At 68.3% G+C, this 16,057-nt stretch carries 9 protein-coding genes; 7 read left to right on the forward strand and 2 right to left on the reverse strand.

The genetic code is table 11. The features are described 5' to 3' along the window. Nucleotides 1-48 precede the first annotated feature (48 nt). Both Verru16B_RS06280 and Verru16B_RS06285 read right to left on the reverse strand, forming a co-directional pair. A complete protein-coding gene (locus tag Verru16B_RS06280) occupies nucleotides 49-1,404 on the reverse strand; it encodes a Gfo/Idh/MocA family oxidoreductase (RefSeq protein WP_069961486.1) in 1,356 nt (451 codons plus the stop codon). Beyond that, complete coding sequence (locus Verru16B_RS06285; protein ID WP_069961487.1) at nucleotides 1,401-3,971, reverse strand: glycosyl hydrolase; 2,571 nt, start codon at nucleotides 3,969-3,971, stop codon at nucleotides 1,401-1,403. Before Verru16B_RS06285 ends, Verru16B_RS06280 begins: the two co-directional genes overlap by 4 nt. A gap of 220 nt (nucleotides 3,972-4,191) precedes the next feature. Between Verru16B_RS06285 and Verru16B_RS06290 the strand changes: the two genes are divergently transcribed. From Verru16B_RS06290 to Verru16B_RS06320, 7 genes are all read left to right on the forward strand, one after another. Continuing rightward, nucleotides 4,192-5,370 (forward strand): Gfo/Idh/MocA family protein, encoded by a 1,179-nt coding sequence (locus Verru16B_RS06290; RefSeq protein WP_069961488.1) that lies wholly within the window; start codon nucleotides 4,192-4,194, stop codon nucleotides 5,368-5,370. 66 nt (nucleotides 5,371-5,436) lie between these two features. Further along, complete coding sequence (locus Verru16B_RS06295) at nucleotides 5,437-6,954, forward strand: sugar ABC transporter ATP-binding protein (RefSeq protein ID WP_069961489.1); 1,518 nt, start codon at nucleotides 5,437-5,439, stop codon at nucleotides 6,952-6,954. A gap of 32 nt (nucleotides 6,955-6,986) precedes the next feature. Then, nucleotides 6,987-7,880 carry an ABC transporter permease gene (locus Verru16B_RS06300; protein ID WP_218918814.1) on the forward strand — a complete coding sequence of 298 codons (894 nt, stop codon included), beginning with the start codon at nucleotides 6,987-6,989 and terminating at the stop codon, nucleotides 7,878-7,880. Further along, on the forward strand, nucleotides 7,877-8,905 hold the full coding sequence (locus tag Verru16B_RS18650) for an ABC transporter permease (protein WP_069961491.1): 1,029 nt from the start codon (nucleotides 7,877-7,879) through the stop codon (nucleotides 8,903-8,905). The genes Verru16B_RS06300 and Verru16B_RS18650 overlap by 4 nt, the downstream gene beginning before the upstream one ends. A gap of 21 nt (nucleotides 8,906-8,926) precedes the next feature. Then, nucleotides 8,927-9,913 carry an autoinducer 2 ABC transporter substrate-binding protein gene (locus tag Verru16B_RS18655; RefSeq protein WP_218918815.1) on the forward strand — a complete coding sequence of 329 codons (987 nt, stop codon included), beginning with the start codon at nucleotides 8,927-8,929 and terminating at the stop codon, nucleotides 9,911-9,913. A gap of 200 nt (nucleotides 9,914-10,113) precedes the next feature. Further along, on the forward strand, nucleotides 10,114-13,806 hold the full coding sequence (locus Verru16B_RS06315; RefSeq protein WP_157772279.1) for a TonB-dependent receptor plug domain-containing protein: 3,693 nt from the start codon (nucleotides 10,114-10,116) through the stop codon (nucleotides 13,804-13,806). Nucleotides 13,807-14,023: 217 nt separating this feature from the next. Continuing rightward, the gene (locus Verru16B_RS06320; RefSeq protein WP_069961493.1) at nucleotides 14,024-16,057 is read left to right on the forward strand and encodes a sodium:solute symporter family protein; all 2,034 of its coding nucleotides are present in this window, start codon (nucleotides 14,024-14,026) and stop codon (nucleotides 16,055-16,057) included.

The following is a 16,057-nucleotide window of genomic DNA, read 5'->3' on the forward strand; positions in this document are numbered from 1 at the left end:
GGCTCCAGAATTTCCGAGGCAAACCTGCGCGGAGCGCAGGTTCCACCCTCAAACCAGCTGACTGAGCTTGGTCGCCTCGGGGCGGAGGGAGACCAGGTCAGTGAGATTCACCGGCTGGTTGCGCCGGATCGACTCGAGGCCGGCGATGCCGACGAGGATGGAGGCGGCGCCCTGTTCGTGACCGGCGAAGCGGCCCCAGGCGTCGGCGTCAGTGGCACCCGGGGCGTAGAAGGAGCGGTTGAGAATTTCGTCGGCCCCGCCATGGGCCGCCTTGATGACGGGCATCGGCACGGTGTAGCCGGTCTGGAAGTGCGGATAGACCTTGATCCACTCGCCCTCCGCCTCCTGGCCGGGGCGGTCGTCCTCCAGCTTGAAATCCTTCGGGCGGACGGCGCGGTTCATGTGCGAGCCGATGAACTCGTGGTATTCGATGCGACCGCGGTCGCCGTTAAAGCACACGCGCATGCCCTCACGGGGCGAGTAGCACACGAGCGAGTAGGTGAGCAGCTCGCCGGTGCGGTAGCGGACGTTGAGCGACATCTGGTCGGGGATGTCGATACCCTCGCGAAACACATTTTGGTCGCGGATATAGCCGGAGTCGGCCTCGCCGGCGCGGTAGATCCGCCGGAAGGACTCGCTCTCGTCCAGGTCGAGACGGAACGGATCGTCCTTGGCCTCGGGGTGGCCGGTGTAGCGCGGGTAGGCCGTGAGCGCGCCGTCGCCGCGGGCCACGGCGTTTTTCTTCCCGTAGAAGACTAGGTCCCCGTAGGCGAAGACCTGGGCCGGGATGGCGTCGAGCCACCAGTTGACGAGGTCGAAGTGGTGCGTGCTCTTGTGCACGAGGAGCGTGCCGGACTCGGCGGCGTGCGAGTGCCAGCGGCGGAAGTAGTCGGCGCCGTGGTTGGTATCGAGGAGGTACTCGAGGTTGACGGAGCGGACCTTTCCGATGACGCCGCTGGCGATGAGTTCCTTCACCTTCGTGCGGAAGGGGGCCCAGCGGTAGTTGAAGGCCACCCGCACGCGCCGGCCGCTGGCGCGCTGGGCCTCCAGGATGGCGTGGCACTTCGCCGCGTCGATCGTCAGGGGCTTCTCGGTGATGACATCGCAGCCGGCGCGCAGGGCGCGGATGATGTAGTCATGATGGGTGTCGTCCTTGGAGCAGACGAAGACGGTGTCGGGCTTCGTCTCGCGCAGCATGGCGTCAAATTGCGCGGCCGGGTAGGCGGGCACGGCGTGGTAGGCCCAGTCGCCGGCGAGCAGCCCGTTGTAGTAGGCCATGCGCGCCGGGCTGAGGTCGCAGATCGCAACCAGCTCGTTGGTGTCACGGTAAGTCGTGACGAGGGGCTCGATGAAGCTGATGGCGCGGCCGCCGGTGCCGACGAAGGCGAAACGTTTCTTGGTCATGGCAGGGAGAGGGGCTGAAGCGGCGTGAGGGTGACAGGCCCGAGCAGGCCCGAGGGGGTGTCCGGCCAGGCGGAGGCGTTGAAGGGCTTGTAGTCTATATCCACGAAATTGATCTCGTGCATGATTTTCCAGTCCACCTTGCGGCGGTCCAGGTCGCGGATGCGGTTGGCGGCGAGGTTGGTGACGTCGAGCTCGAGCACGTTGCGCCCGGGCCGGAGGTGCGGGCCGACGCGCAAGCGGAAGGGCAGGCTCCAAGCGGTGGCGACCTCGGTGCCGTTAAGGCGCACCCGGGCGCTCTCACGCACGTCGCCGAGGTCGAGCAGCCAGTCGGCCGCGGGGGTGGCCGGCAGGTCGAATTCCAGCCGGTAGCGCGCGGTGCCGCCGAAAGCCTGCGCGGCTTCCCCGAGTTCCGTCCAGGGTTTCAGTTCCGGGAGGCGGGCGGATCGGGGCAGCGTCGGTCCCCCGGTCAGGAAGGTGAGTTGCCATACCCCCGGCAGCGGCACGGCGGGACCGGTGGGAGCGGTCCAGGTCCAGGCGGGTGCGGGCGAATCCGGGGCGGACTCGAAAGTGCGCAGCAGGAGGGATGCCCCCGGGGCGAGTTGGAGGTATACTTCGGGGCTGAGGCCCGGGCGCAGCGGGGCCGCCCCGGTCTGGCCGGTGAGCGGGTCGGTGAGAGTGGCGGCTCGCGCGGGCGTGCCGAGGCGGAGCCAGCCGTCGAAGGCCCGGGCGGTGAGGTTGACGAAAAAATAGTCCCGGCCTCCGGCGCGGGCCCGGCGGATGAATTCAAGCCCGGCTTCGACGGCGGGTTCCCGCGGGATCAGGTGGGCCGCCAGCGTGGTGAACAGGGCCGAGGGTTGCTGCCATTCGGGCGCGGCCAGCAGTTCGCGGAATTGCGCGCGACGCTCCGCCAGCCGGCCGAGGCCGGGCACGTCGACGGGGGCGCCGTCGGGCAGGATGATCGTCGCACCCGCGAGCCGGAGAGCGCGGAGGTGGGCGAGGGTCTCGACCGGCATATGGTGGGTCAGCGGCACGACCAAGGCCCGGTAGCGGCCGCCGCCCGGGGTTACGATGGCGCCGTCTTCGGCGCGGGAAGCCAGGAGCTGGGCGTCGGAGAGATAGTCGACGGCGTAGCCGGCCTGGATCAGCTCGGTGGCGCGTTGTTCGAAGGCGGAGCTGTTGAGCCAGCTGCGGTCGTGCACCCCGTATTGCTTCATCAGGCCGTCGGGCGCGTGCAGCACGTCGTGGAAGGGCCAGTAGAGCAGCACGTCGTTGTCGGGGCGCCCGGACTGGAGAACGGTCTGCACGCGGGTGACGTAGGCGTTGAGCGCGGCGAAGTCCTGCCACCAGGTGTTCTGGGGGTTAAACTGCGTGGAGGCATAAAACAGCCAGCCCGGCCAGACGGCGTCCGGCGGCGAGTAGGCGGTACCATGGTAGAAGACATGGTTGATGCCGCTGGTGAAGAGCCGGTCGATCTCCGGCTTGGCGAAAGCGAGGGCCACCTGCCAGTGCTCGCGCAACCAAGTGCAGGTTTCGCTGGAGGCGAGCGGCCGGCCCATCACATGCGCGGCGGACGAGGCCATGCGCAGCACGAGCGGGTCGGGCAGGTCGCGGGTGGAGGTCCAGGTTTGTCGGAGCCCGGGAATAGGGAAGGGCGTTGAGCCGAAGGTCTCGGTCTCGGGGATGTCCACGGCGCCGTAGAGGTCGAGCAGGTTGGCCGGGGCCCCGTGGGACTGGTTGCGCACGAGGAAGCCGTGGTCGTGTGACCAACGAATCCAGGTCTGCAGGTATTCGAGATGGAGTTGGCCGAGCGTCGCCCGGTAGTCGGCCTTGAGGCGGGGCAGGGGCGCAGCGAGGTCGCGGCGGAGTTCGGCCAACTCCTCCGCGGTCAGCTTGCGGGGATCCATCAGCCCCGCGGCGTGGTCCTGCAGGTCGTAGCCGTGCAAGGCTTGGAACGCCGCCGGCAGCTCCGGCGTCCAGCCGGACTCATAATATTCGAACGAGTCGTGAAACTGTCCGCGCACGAGGCCCGCGGGAAAAGTGGTGAACGCCGCCGTGAACGGCGCGAGGTAGCGCCCGAGCGCGGCGGGGGAGTAGGGATCGACGACCAGGCCCTCGGCGCCGGGTGCGGCGCGCTTGACCTTCATCTTCGTGGGCGTGCCGGCGAGACGGCCGTCCTGCAGGATCAGTTTTTGCGCGCCGTCCGCCGGGGCGACCCAGGGCCCGCCGAAGGGCCAGCCGGTGCCGGTGGCCATGTCCACGCCCAGACCGAGGCGCTGGGCCTCGCGGCCGGTGTGGGCGAGCAGCTCCATCCAGCGGGGGGAGAGATACGCCACCTGGCGGGACTCCGCGCCGCGCACGCCATAGATGGGCGTGATCTCGACACCGCCCAGGCCCGCGGCAGCGAATTGCTCCAGCTGGCGGGTGAGTCCGGCCTCGTCCACGGCGCTGCCGGGCCACCACCACCGGGTCCAGGGCTTGGTGGTGTCGACCACCGGGCCGGCGACGAGACCGATGGGAGCGAGCAGGCCGAGGCCAAGGAACAGGACAAGCGCGGGGTGGAGTCTCATGCGATGGGGTCACGCGGTTTTATGCCCGGTCCGGCCACAGATCAAGCGACCGGGCATGCAATCTGCTCGGACTGTCAAGACCGCGCAGGCAATGACGCCCGGGGTGGCTGGACTAGTTTGCCCGACTCAGCCCCGCACCTACCCCGCGCGGGAGTGGCCGCCGCCCCTCGGGGCCTATCCGGTTGCTTCCGCCGACCCCCTCCGCTTCTTTTTCCGTTTCATGTCCGCCCTCTCCTCACCCGCCCGGATCGCCATCATCGGTGTGTCCGGCTATGGCCGCATCCACCTGCAGCTGGCGCGGGAATCCCGGGATCGCGGGGAGATCCGGATCACCGCCGCCGCCATCATCAACCGGGAGGAGGAGGCCGCGACGGTGGCGGAACTGCGGGCTCAGGGCACCGAGGTGTTCACGGACTACGCCGAGATGTTCCGCCAGCACGCCGGCCGGATCGACCTCTGCCTGATCCCGACTGGCATCCACTGGCACGCGCGCATGACCATCGCGGCGCTGGAGGCCGGGGCCAACGTGCTGGTGGAGAAACCGCTGGCCGGCTCGGTGGCCGAGGTGGCCGAGATCCGCCGGGTGGAGCAGCGCACCGGCCGGTTCGTGGCGGTGGGCTTCCAGGATTTCTACGAGCCGGGCACCATCTGGCTGAAGCAGGAGCTGCAGCGCGGGGTCATCGGCGACATTTGGTCGGTGCGGTTTCTCGGCGTCTGGCCCCGGCCGCGGGCCTATTTCACGCGCAACAACTGGGCGGGTCGCCTGCAGGTGGACGGGGTGGCGGTGATGGACTCGCCGCTGAACAACGCCTTCGCGCACTTTGTGATGCTCAGCCTGTTTCTGGTCGGGGCGGAGGATTCCGTCACCACGCCGCGGCTGGAGGGCGTCGAGCTGCTGCGGGCCCACGCCATCGAGAGCTTTGACACCGCGGTCGTCCGTTCGCTCACCGCGCGCGGGGTGAAGCTGTGGTTTGGCGCCAGCCACGCGTGCCGCGAGACGGTCGAGCCCGAGATCGTGATCACGGGCCGTCACGGCCAGGCCTGCTGGCGCTACGAGGCCGAAGCCTGGTGGCGCGCCACCGACGGGGTCACCACGCGGCGCACGCTGCTCGACATCACCGGTGCCCGTCGCGCGATGTTCCAGGCCGCGTTGCGGCGCTTGCAGGATCCCGCGGTCCCGATTTGCACCAGCGAGCTGGCCGGCCGGCACACGGCGCTGATCGAGGCGATCCACGGGCAGGCCCGGGTGGAGGTGGTGCCGGCCGACAAGATCATCTGGGCGGGCACCAACGGCGACACCACGCAGGTGCCCGAGATCCTCGGGCTGGGCGAGGCCCTGCGCCGTTCCTACGTGGCCGAGCAGTCGCTGGCGGCGAGTGGTTTCTCCCTCGGCGCCTGAGTGCCGCCCGGAAAAGGGATATGATTGACTCCGCTCATATGGGCCGGAAGGTTCCGGCTTCCCCGCATGCACCCGGATACGGTCCCACCCCTGTTGAGCCTGGCCGGCATCGAGAAGCGCTATGGCGCGGTGCGGGCACTGCAGGGGGTTGATTTCGAGCTCCGGGCCGGCGAGGTGCACGCCTTGCTCGGTGAGAATGGGGCGGGCAAGTCGACCCTGATCGGCATCATCACCGGGGCGCGGCCGCCGGATGCGGGCACGATGACGCTGGCCGGGCGGGTGGTCGCCGGGCTGGATCCCGCGGCAGCGCGCCTGCTCGGCATTGCGTGCGTCCACCAGCAGCCCGCGCTGTTCGCCGAGCTGACCGTGGCCGAGAACATCGGCCTGCGCCTCGAGGCCGGCGGCGCGTGGCGGCGCGTGGACTGGCGGGCCCGCGCGGCCCGGGCCGCGGAACTGCTGCAGCGCGTCGGGGCGGAGTTTCCCGCCACCCGCACCGTGCGCGAGCTGTCCATGCCCGAGCAGCAGCTGGTGGAGATCGCGGGCGCGCTCGGCGCGGGCGCGCGGATTGTCATCATGGACGAGCCGACCGCCTCGCTCACGCGGCGGGAGCAGGAAAAACTTTACGGGATCGTGCGCGGCCTCCGCACGGCCGGGGTGGGGGTCATCTACATTTCCCACCGCCTGGAGGAGATCCGGGCGCTGGCGGACCGTGTCACGGTGTTGCGGGACGGACAGAGCGTCGGCACGCGGGCCGTGGCCGACGTGACCGAGCCGGAGCTGATCCGGCTGATGGTCGGCCGCGAGGTTGGCCTGACCGAGCGCGCGCCCGGCGCCGCGCCCGGGGCCGTGCGCCTGGCGGTGCAAAAACTCGGTTGTGCTGCCGGCGGGGTGGGCGACATCTCCTTCGAGATCCGCGCGGGGGAGATCCTCGGCTTGGCCGGTCTGGTCGGCGCGGGGCGCACAGAGTTGGCGCGCACGCTATTCGGCCTGACGCCGGCGGACACGGGCTGCATCCGGATCGACGGGCAGGAAAAAAGAATTCGCACCCCCGGCGACGCCATCGCGGCGGGCCTGGCCTACGTGCCGGAGGACCGGCGGCGCCACGGCGTCATTCTCGAGATGCCGATCGCGCAGAACATGACGATGGCCGTGCACCGCCGGCTGTTCCCGGGCGGCTGGCTGCGGTCGGGGCCGGAGCTGGCGCTGGCGGCGGACTATATCCGGGACCTGGGCATCAAGGCCGCCGGGCCGGACGCACCCGGGGCGAGCCTGAGCGGCGGCAACCAGCAGAAGGTGGCGCTGGCGCGCTGGCTGGCGACGCAGCCGCGCGTGCTCATCCTGGATGAGCCGACGCAGGGCGTGGACGTGGGCGCAAAAAGCGAGATCCACCGCATCATCCGCCGGCTCGCCGCCGACGGGCTCGCCGTGCTTCTGATCTCGAGCGACCTGCCGGAGGTGTTGGCGATGAGCGACCGCCTCGGCGTGATGCGCGGCGGCCGCCTGGTGGAGATGCTGCCGGGGGGCACGCCCGCGCCGGTCGTGATGGCCGCGGCGCTCGGGCAGACGGGGAGGGCGGTCGCATGAGGCGGCCCACCCGCGAACTTTCGGTGGCCGGCGTGCTCGCGCTGCTGCTGGTGGCCATGGCGGTCCTGGCCCCGGCGTTCTTCGCGCCGCAGCCGCTGCGGTCGCTGCTGGTGCGCGAGATGCCGGCGCTCGTCGTGGCGTGCGGCATGGCGTTCGTGATCATCGCGCGGGAGATAGACATTTCCGTGGGCGCGCAGTTTTCCGTGTGCAGCGTCGTCGCCGGGCTGCTGGCCGTGCGCGGCTGGCCGCTGCCGCTGGTGCTGGCGGCGGCGATGGGCACGGGCGCCCTCATGGGCCTGGCCAACGGGGCGCTCGTCGCGCTGGCCCGGCTGCCCTCGATTGTGGTGACGCTGGCGACCATGGTGACCCTGCGGCAGGGCCTGAACCTCGCGCGGCAGGGTGAATTCGTGAACCTGCCCGATGGCGTGCAGTGGTTCGGCCTGAGCCAGACCGCCGGTCAGTGGCTGGTGCTCGCCGTGGCGGCGGGCGTCCTGACGGTGCTGGCATGGGCGGCGCGGCACCTGGCGGCCGGGCGTTTTGTCTACGCCGTGGGCAGTGAGGCGGACGCGGCCCGACTGGCCGGCATCGACCCCGCGCGCGTCACGCTCGGGGTCTTTGGCTTCATGGGGGTCCTCACCGGTTTCGCGGCGATGCTGAACCTGGTGCAGTCGCCGCAGATCCAGCCGCTGGTCGGCAGCGGCCTGGAGCTGAAGGTCATCGCCGCCGCGGTGGTGGGCGGGGTCGCGATCTCCGGCGGCCGGGGCAGCCTCTGGGGCGTGCTCGCGGGCCTGCTGCTGCTCGCGACGATTCCGCCGGCGCTCATCCACCTGCACATCGAGGCTTATTGGGAGAAGGCGATCCAGGGTGCGATCATTCTGCTGGCCGCCGCGTCGGACGGTCTGGGCCGGAAGGGGGGCCGCGCATGAGCCCAACCGGGGAAACCCCTCTCTGGCGGCGGCTGCTGTTCCGCCATGAGACACTGTTGCTGCTCGTGCTCGTGGTCGAGTGGCTGCTCTTTTATCACTACGGCACGACGGTGAACCGCCGGGGGGTGACGGTCGGCTTCGGCACGATGGACCGGCAGATGGACATCCTGCGCCACTCCTGTGAGATCGGGCTGCTCGCGCTGGCGCTGACGCCCGTGATCCTCACGGCCGGCATTGATCTGTCGGTCGGTTCGCTGCTGGGCCTCTGCGCGATCGTCTTCGGCAAGCTCTGGCACGATGCCGGGGTGGGACTGCCGCTGGCCGCAGCCCTGACGCTGCTGGCCGGGGCATTGGCGGGCGGACTCAACGCCGGGTTGATCACGCGGCTGCGGCTGCCGCCGTTGATCGTGACCCTGGGCACGTATTCGCTGTTCCGCGGGCTGGCCGAGGCGATGACGCAGGGGGCTGTCACCTACACGGATTTTCCGGCGGCTTTCCTGTTCCTGGGTCAGGAGCGTTGGCTCGGATTGCCGGCCCAGGCCTGGGTACTGCTGCCGGTGGCCGCGGGCGTCTGGCTGATGGTGCACGCGACCGCGACCGGCCGTTCCCTGCGCGCGATTGGGTTTTCACCCGAGGGCGCGCGTTATGCCGGCCTGCCGGTGGACCGCCGCGTGGCGCTGGTCTATGTGCTGGCCGGGGTCATCGCCGCGCTGGCGGCGCTGATCTACACCGCGCGGCTCGGGCAGGCGAAGGCCGATGCGGGGACGGGCTACGAGCTGTTCGCCATCACCGCGGTGGTGCTCGGTGGCACCAGCATCTTCGGTGGGCGCGGCAGCATCACCGGCACACTGCTCGGCGTCGCGGCCATCGCCGTCTTGAAAAACGGCCTGGCCACCCTGCCGGTGGTGATCCGCCTGAACGCAACCGAGGAACTGGCCGGGGTGCTCACGGGTCTGCTCCTGTTGCTTGCGCTGCTGGGGAGCAACCTGCCAGCCTGGCTGGGCCGAGGTCGGACTCCCCGCTGAACCTTACGACCCCTTACCCCCATGAAATCACCCCGCATCCTCCTCCTGTCCGCCCTCGCCGTGCTGATCGCAGCCGCCAGTTCGGTCTCCGCCGCCGAGTCCAAGCTCATGATCGGCATGCTGCCCAAGGCCAAGGGCAACGCCTATTTCATCTCCTGCAAGAACGGCGCGGACAAGGCCGCGAAGGAACTCGGCGTGGAACTGCTCTTCGACGGACCCACGGACAGCAACGCGGCCAAGCAGAATGAGATCGTCGAAAACTGGATCACGCTGGGGCTGGATGTCATCACCGTGGCGGCCGAGAACAAGGAGAGCCTCTCCACCGCGCTGCGCAAGGCGCGGGCCCAGGGCATCGCGGTGCTCACCTATGACGCGGACGCGATGCCGGACGCGCGCTCGTTCTTCGTCAACCAGGCCACGCCGGCGGGCATCGCGCTGGGCCTGCTGGACAAGGCGGCGGAGCTGGCCGGCGGGGAGGGCGAGATCGCGATCATCACCGCCACTCTCACGGCCGGCAACCAGCGGGAATGGCTGAGGATCATCCATGAAACGCTGCCGGTGAAATACCCGAAGCTGAAGCTGATCGCCGTCCGCCCGAGCGACGACCTAAAGGACAAGGCGCAGTCCGAGGCAACCGCCCTGATGAGCGCCCATCCCAACCTCGAGGTCATTGTCGCCATCTGCACGCCCGGCACGCCCGGCGCCGCGGAGGCGGTGAAGCAGGCGGGCAAGACCGGGAAAGTGCATGTCATCGGCCTCGGCCTGCCCAACGAGAACCGGCGTTACGTCCACGAGGGCGTCACCGACGCCGTCATGCTCTGGAACACCGAGGATCTCGGCTACCTCACGGTCTATGCCGCGGCGGCGCTGGCGCATGGCGAACTGAAGCCCGGAGCCAAGTCGTTCCAGGCCGGCGCCCTCGGGTCCTTCGAGATCACGGGGGACAACATTCTCCTCGGGAAGCCCTATTTCTTCACGAAGGAGAACATCGACCGGTTTGATTTTTAGCCCCGGCTGGCCGGGGTTTGCTCGGACTGTCTGAAACGTGCCCCCGTTGTGTCAGGCGGGAGGGCGCGTTCTGTGGGGCTAGTCGCCTCACCCCGCCTTACCCCCTGTTACCTTGGCATGGGCTGCACCCCGCCTTCCGCGCGCAGCCGTATGATTTTCCAAGACAACCTGACCCCAAACCAACCATGACCCCGCACAAGATGCACTCCCCCCGAGTCCGGCGTTTCCTGACGCCGTTGCTGGCCCTGACCGTGGCCCTGCCTGCCATCGCGCAGACGGCCAATCCCGCCCCCGCCCCGTCCCCGACGGAGGAGAAGAAGGACGTGCTGCAACTCTCGCCCTTCACTGTCACCACCACCAAGGATCAGGGCTACTTTGCGGAAAACACGCTCGCGGGCAGCCGCCTGCGGATGAACATCTCCGATCTCGGCTCCTCGATCACCGTCGTGACGAAGCAGCAGATGGAGGACACCGGCTCGCTCGATATCAACGACGTCTTCCGCTACGAGGCCAACACCGAGGGTTCTTCCACCTACACGCCTTCGGTCCAGTCGCTCCGCAATGACGGCGTGGTCGACGTGAACGCCGGCTACACCCACGGCGGTGACGGCCAGCCCCAGACCAACGCCAGCGCCAACCGCGTCCGCGGCCTGGGCGTGCCGAGCTCCTCGAGCAATTACTACCCGTCGATCTCGCAGGTGCCCTTCGACGCCTACAACATCCAGTCGATCGAGATCAGCCGCGGCCCCAACTCCATGATCTTCGGCATGGGCAGCCCGGCCGGCATCGTGAACTCGAGCACCGCGCAGGCGGTCATCGGCCGCGACGCCGCCTCGGTCTCGCTGCGCACCGACGACCAGGGTTCCCAGCGCGCCAGCTTCAACTTCAACAAGAGCCTGATCGACGACCGCCTGGCGATCTACGGCGCCTTCCTCGTCGACAACCGGGAGTTCGCCCGCAAGCCCTCCTACGATGATACCCGCCGTATGTACGGCACCTTCACGTCCCGTCCGTTCCAGAAGACCACCTTCCGCGGCAGCATCGAGAAATACGAGAACGACAACAACCGCCCGAACACGCTCACCCCGCGCGATGGCGTCACCCAGTGGCGCGCCGGCGGCAGCCCGACCTACGACCCGTCCACCGGCCGGATCACCCGCAACGGCCAGTATGCCGGCACGCTCGCCCTCCGCGCCGGCTCCCCGCGCATCGCCGAGACCCGCGCGTACATCGAGTCGCGCCCCGGTTACAACCCGGCCCTGTGGAACACCGCCCGCACCGCCTACAACGGCATCAATATCTTCGGCGGCGGCGCGCTGACCACGGTCGGTTCCGCCCTCTTCACGCCCGGTCTCGGCCTCGGCACCACCAGCCGCCCGATCCAGCAGATTGCCGACGGCGAGGTCGTCAACTGGTTCTCCGCCGAGGCGCCCCAATACCGCCAGGTCTTCGGCACGACCGCCAATCCGGCGGCCAATGCGGCGCTCTTCCCGGCCGAGGCGGCCATCTTCGCCAATCCGCTCAACGCCGCCGCCTACGACACCAGCTATTCCAACTCGGCCTTCTTCACCGCCGTCGGCAACGGCGTCGGCAGCTACCGTTACCCGGGCGTCACGGACCGGTCGATCTACGATTGGGAGAACATCAACATCCTGTCCATGAACTTTGGCCATGATGAGAACACGACGATGAACCTCGAACTGGAGCAGGAGCTCCTGCCCAACCTGAACTTCAGCGCCGGCTGGTTCCGCCAGGATTTCAAGTCCACGACCAACTATACGGTTTCCCAGCTCAACGTCGCGACCCTCTTCGTCGACACCAACGTCAAGCTGCCCGACGGCCGCGCGAACCCCTATTTCGGCCTGCCCTTCGTGGAGGACTTCGATCCGGACCGCTTCATCAACAACGAGGTCAACGACAGCCGCCGCGCGATGCTCGCCTGGACGCCTGACTTCACCAACAACGACGGCTGGACCAAGTGGCTCGGCCGCCACCAGTTCCTCGGCCTGGTCTCGCGCAACGAGTCCACCCGCTCCTTCATCCGCCAGCGCTGGTTCATCACCGCCAGCGACGAGGGCGCCGATGGCACGATCTTCTGGTCGGCCAACCCGAACAACAACACCGACGGCAGCCCGACCGGCTGGAACCGTCAGGGCCGCAGCGGCCGCCGCCTGTATTATCTCTCCACCCCGGGCAGCCCGACCGACGGCTCGGTCACCCGCGGCAGCGGGATGAACTCCGCCGCCAACCGGCAGTCGGGTGAGGTCCAGATCTGGAACCACGGCACCAGCAGCTGGAGCAATATGGGCCTGACCCAGGAGTTCATCGACATGGATGCCTCCACCGGCCGCACCTACCGCCAGGTCGACTCCAACAGCCTCGGCGTCACCAGCACCCTCTGGAACGACCGCCTCGTGGCGACCCTCGGCATGCGCACCGATGACTACAAGGCGCGCGCCACCACCAACGGCGTCGTCCTCGCCCAGGATGGCACCACGATCGCCGCGGCCATGACCAATCCGCAGAAGTGGATCAACGGCGTCTACCAGACCGATGTCGTCCTCAACCGCTGGAACCGCTGGGACCTGCTCAAGGGTGACACCAAGACCATGGGTGGCGTCCTCAAGCCGTTCAAGAATTGGGGCGGCATCGACCGCCGCGCGAACGACGGTTCCGCCTGGTGGGACTTCGTGCGCAGCGTCGGCTTCAGCTACAACAAGTCCGACAACTTCAATCCCCCGACCGCCGCGCAGGTGGACGGCTTCGGCACCCCGCTGCCCAAGCCCACCGGCGAGGGCACGGACTACGGTGTGCAGTTCTCCCTGTTCGACAACAAGCTCTTCGCCCGCATCAACTGGTTCGAGTCGAGCAACCAGAACGAGCGCACGAACCCCGGCACCTCCATCAGCCGCCTGACCGGCAACGTGGACACGACCCTGTTCCGCAACTGGGCCCGCACGATCGCCCTGATTAACTCCGGCGAGGATCCGCGCCTGATCGGCTTTGGCGAGGGCCTCACCCCGGCCGAGGAGCAGTCGATCCAGGACGCCGCCGCCGTGATCTGGAAGCTGCCCTACAACTACTACAACGACATCGGCACGATCTTCGCGACCCGTTCGGCCGTGGCCGAGGGCAAGGAGTTCCAGCTGACCTACAACCCCTCCACCAACTGGACGATGAAGTTCACCGCCGGCGAGCAGGTCACGAAGTATTCCAACGTCATGCGGGAGTTCTACGCCTGGTACGATGAGCGCAGCCCGGTCTGGATCGCCGCCCGCGCCAGCGACTACCTGCTCCCGCAGTACCAGTCCCTGGCCACCTACAGCACCTCGGGCGGTCGCGCGGTCAACCTCACCACGTTCTTGAACAGCTACGGCTACGACTCGGCCGTCCGTCTCGACGAGCCCAACGGCAACTTCAACGTGCAGCGCTACTACGACAATGTCGTGACCCCGCAGGTGGCCATCGCCACGGATCTCGAGGGCCAGGCCGCCCCCGGCCAGCGCAAGTACCGCTGGTCCTACCTGACCAACTACACGTTCAACGAGGGCCGCTTCAAGGGCTTCTCCGTCGGCGGCAGCGTCCGCTGGGAGGACAAGGCCATCATCGGTTACTACGGCCGGGCCAACACCGCCGCCGGCACGACCGACCTGACCCTGTCTGACACCACCCGCCCGATCTACGACGACGCCAACACCTACACCGACCTGTGGATGAGCTACACCCGCAAGGTGTTTTCCGACAAGGTGCGCATGAAGGTCCAGCTCAACATCGTGAACGCCTTCGAGAGCGGCGGCCTGCAGGTCGTCGGCGTGAACTACGACGGTTCGCCCAACGCCTACCGCATCATCGATCCCCGCCAGTTCATCCTGCAGACGACCTTCGACTTCTAAGCGGATTCGATCCGGTTTGTTTCAAACCCCGCGGTGCCCACCGCGGGGTTTTTCTTTGGGCGGCTCGGGCTCGCCGTGGGATTTGCCCCCGCGCGAACTGTCCGAGCCGCGGTCCGGTTGCGGGTGGGGCGGCAGCCCCAACTTTGGTTCTTCCCCGCGGCGCCCCTTGCTGGTCAACTCCGTCCCGCAGGTCGGCGCCCCCCCAACCCCTCCCCCCATGCGCTTTGGCAGTCTTCATATCGTGGATATTCTCGTGGTGCTGGCCTACCTCGCCGCGGTGGTGTGGATCGGCCGCCGGGCCGCCGGGGCGACGCAGAACGAGGACGGCTTCTTCCTCGCCGGCCGCAAACTCGGCAAGCTCTACCAGTTCTTCCTCAACTTCGGCAACGCCACCGAGCCCCAGGGCGCCGTCAGCACCGCCAGCTTCGTCTACCAGCAGGGCGCGCCCGGCGCCTGGCTGTCCTTCCAGACCGTCTTCATGAACCCGTACTTCTGGTTCATGAACGTCTGGTTCCGCCGCGTGCGCCTCACCACCGTCTCCGACCTCTTCGAGGACCGCTACGCCAGCAAGGGCCTCAGCCTCTTCTACGCCACCTTCCAGATCCTCGTGGCCTGCGTCTTTCTTGGCTTCGGCAACGTCACCGCCTACAAGATCGCCTCCTCCCTCGTGGTGAAGCAGGAGAGCCAGTGGACGGTCGAGGACCGCGCCACCGTCGAGGGCTACCGCGAGCTCAAGGCGCTGGAAAAGCAGGCCGCCGTCGCCCCGCTGCCCGAGGCGGCGCAGCAGCGGCTGGAAATCCTGCGCGACCGCAACGCCCGCGGCGAACTGCACAGCTACGTCACCCTGCTCAACGACCTCCTGTTCTATGGCATCTTCACCCTGGTGGTGGGCAGCTACATCGTGCTGGGCGGCATGGCCGCCGCGGCCGTCAACGAGGGGCTGCAGAGCGTGCTCATCATTGTGTTTTCCCTGCTGCTCATCCCCACCGGCCTGAGCGCCATCGGCGGTTGGGGCGCGCTGGCGGAAAAAGTCCCGCAGGAGATGTTCAACCTCTTCGGCGCGGCCGGCGGTGCGCAGTTCACGGTGTGGAGCCTCGTCGGCATCCTCCTCGTGAGCATCGTGCAGAACGGCGGCCTGAGTCACAACATGGGCATCTGCGGCTCAGCCAAGAACGAGATGGCCGCGCGCTCCGGCGTCTCCGGCACCTACCTGAAACGCCTCATGATCATCCTGTGGGCCTTCGCCGGCCTCATCGCCGTGGCGATGTTCGGCGCCGGCGGGCTGTCGGATCCCGACGCCGTGTGGGGCACGATGTCCAACCAGCTCCTCGGCACCGGTCTCGTCGGCCTCATGCTGGCCGGCGTGCTGGCCGGCACGATGTCCACCCTCGCGGCCAAGGCCCTCGCCATCTCCTCGCTCTTCGTCCGCAACGTCTACCGCCAGATCTGGCCCGATATCACCCAGGCGCAGGGCGTCTTCTACGCCCGCTGTACCATCGTCGTCGTGCTGGTCATGGGCACGGTGGCGGCGACGCTCATGGGCAGCTTCTACGACATCGTGAACATCGTCCTCACGGTGAACATCCCCTTCGGCGCGGCCGTGCTGCTCACCTACTGGTGGCGCCGGGTCACCGGTCCGGCGGTCTGGGCCTGCGTCATCCTCTCCACGCTCACCATCCTGGTCATCCCGTGGACCGCCTCGAAGGTCCCCGCCATCGCGCAGAGCACGGAACTGGCCCAGCCGAGCACGAAGCCCGGCACCGGGGTCTACTTCTCCAAGGTCGTGCACCGCGATGCCGCCGACCTCACCAGCCCGTACATTGCCGCGCCCCTGCGTACCAACCGCTTCAACCTCGAGGCCTGGTTGTTGGGCCGGGCCGGGGTGGATGTCGTCGCCCTCAGCCCGACCCAGCGTTTCACCCTGCAGTTCTTCTTCGACGCCCTTTTCCCGTTCGCTGTGCTGATCGGGGTCAGTCTGTTGACGAAACCGACGGATCCCGCGCGCGTCGCGCAATTCTACGGCAAAATGAAAACCCCGGTCGGCGACACCCCCGAGTTGGAGGAGGCGGCCATGGCGGAAACCCGCCGCAACCCGGCGCGCTTCGACCACACCAAGCTCCTGCCGTGGTCCAATTGGGAATTCTGCAAATGGGACCGCGCGGACACCGTCGGCTTCCTCGCCTGCTGCACGCTCTCGGCCTGCATCGTGGGGCTGTTTGTCTTCCTGCTGAACCTCGCGAGCGGCGGCTAA

The sequence above is a fragment of the Lacunisphaera limnophila genome, assembly GCF_001746835.1.
In the GTDB taxonomy this organism is placed as follows: Bacteria; Verrucomicrobiota; Verrucomicrobiia; order Opitutales; family Opitutaceae; genus Lacunisphaera; species Lacunisphaera limnophila.

What these genes read in the sequence shown, in the direction of transcription:
- Verru16B_RS18655 (WP_218918815.1), top strand. Translation starts at nt 8,927, where the DNA reads ATGAAATCACCCCGCATCCTCCTCCTGTCCGCCCTCGCCGTGCTGATC.
- Verru16B_RS06320 (WP_069961493.1), top strand. Translation starts at nt 14,024, where the DNA reads ATGCGCTTTGGCAGTCTTCATATCGTGGATATTCTCGTGGTGCTGGCC.
- Verru16B_RS18650 (WP_069961491.1), top strand. Translation starts at nt 7,877, where the DNA reads ATGAGCCCAACCGGGGAAACCCCTCTCTGGCGGCGGCTGCTGTTCCGC.
- Verru16B_RS06290 (WP_069961488.1), top strand. Translation starts at nt 4,192, where the DNA reads ATGTCCGCCCTCTCCTCACCCGCCCGGATCGCCATCATCGGTGTGTCC.
- Verru16B_RS06280 (WP_069961486.1), bottom strand. Translation starts at nt 1,404, where the DNA reads ATGACCAAGAAACGTTTCGCCTTCGTCGGCACCGGCGGCCGCGCCATC.
- Verru16B_RS06285 (WP_069961487.1), bottom strand. Translation starts at nt 3,971, where the DNA reads ATGAGACTCCACCCCGCGCTTGTCCTGTTCCTTGGCCTCGGCCTGCTC.
- Verru16B_RS06315 (WP_157772279.1), top strand. Translation starts at nt 10,114, where the DNA reads ATGCACTCCCCCCGAGTCCGGCGTTTCCTGACGCCGTTGCTGGCCCTG.
- Verru16B_RS06295 (WP_069961489.1), top strand. Translation starts at nt 5,437, where the DNA reads ATGCACCCGGATACGGTCCCACCCCTGTTGAGCCTGGCCGGCATCGAG.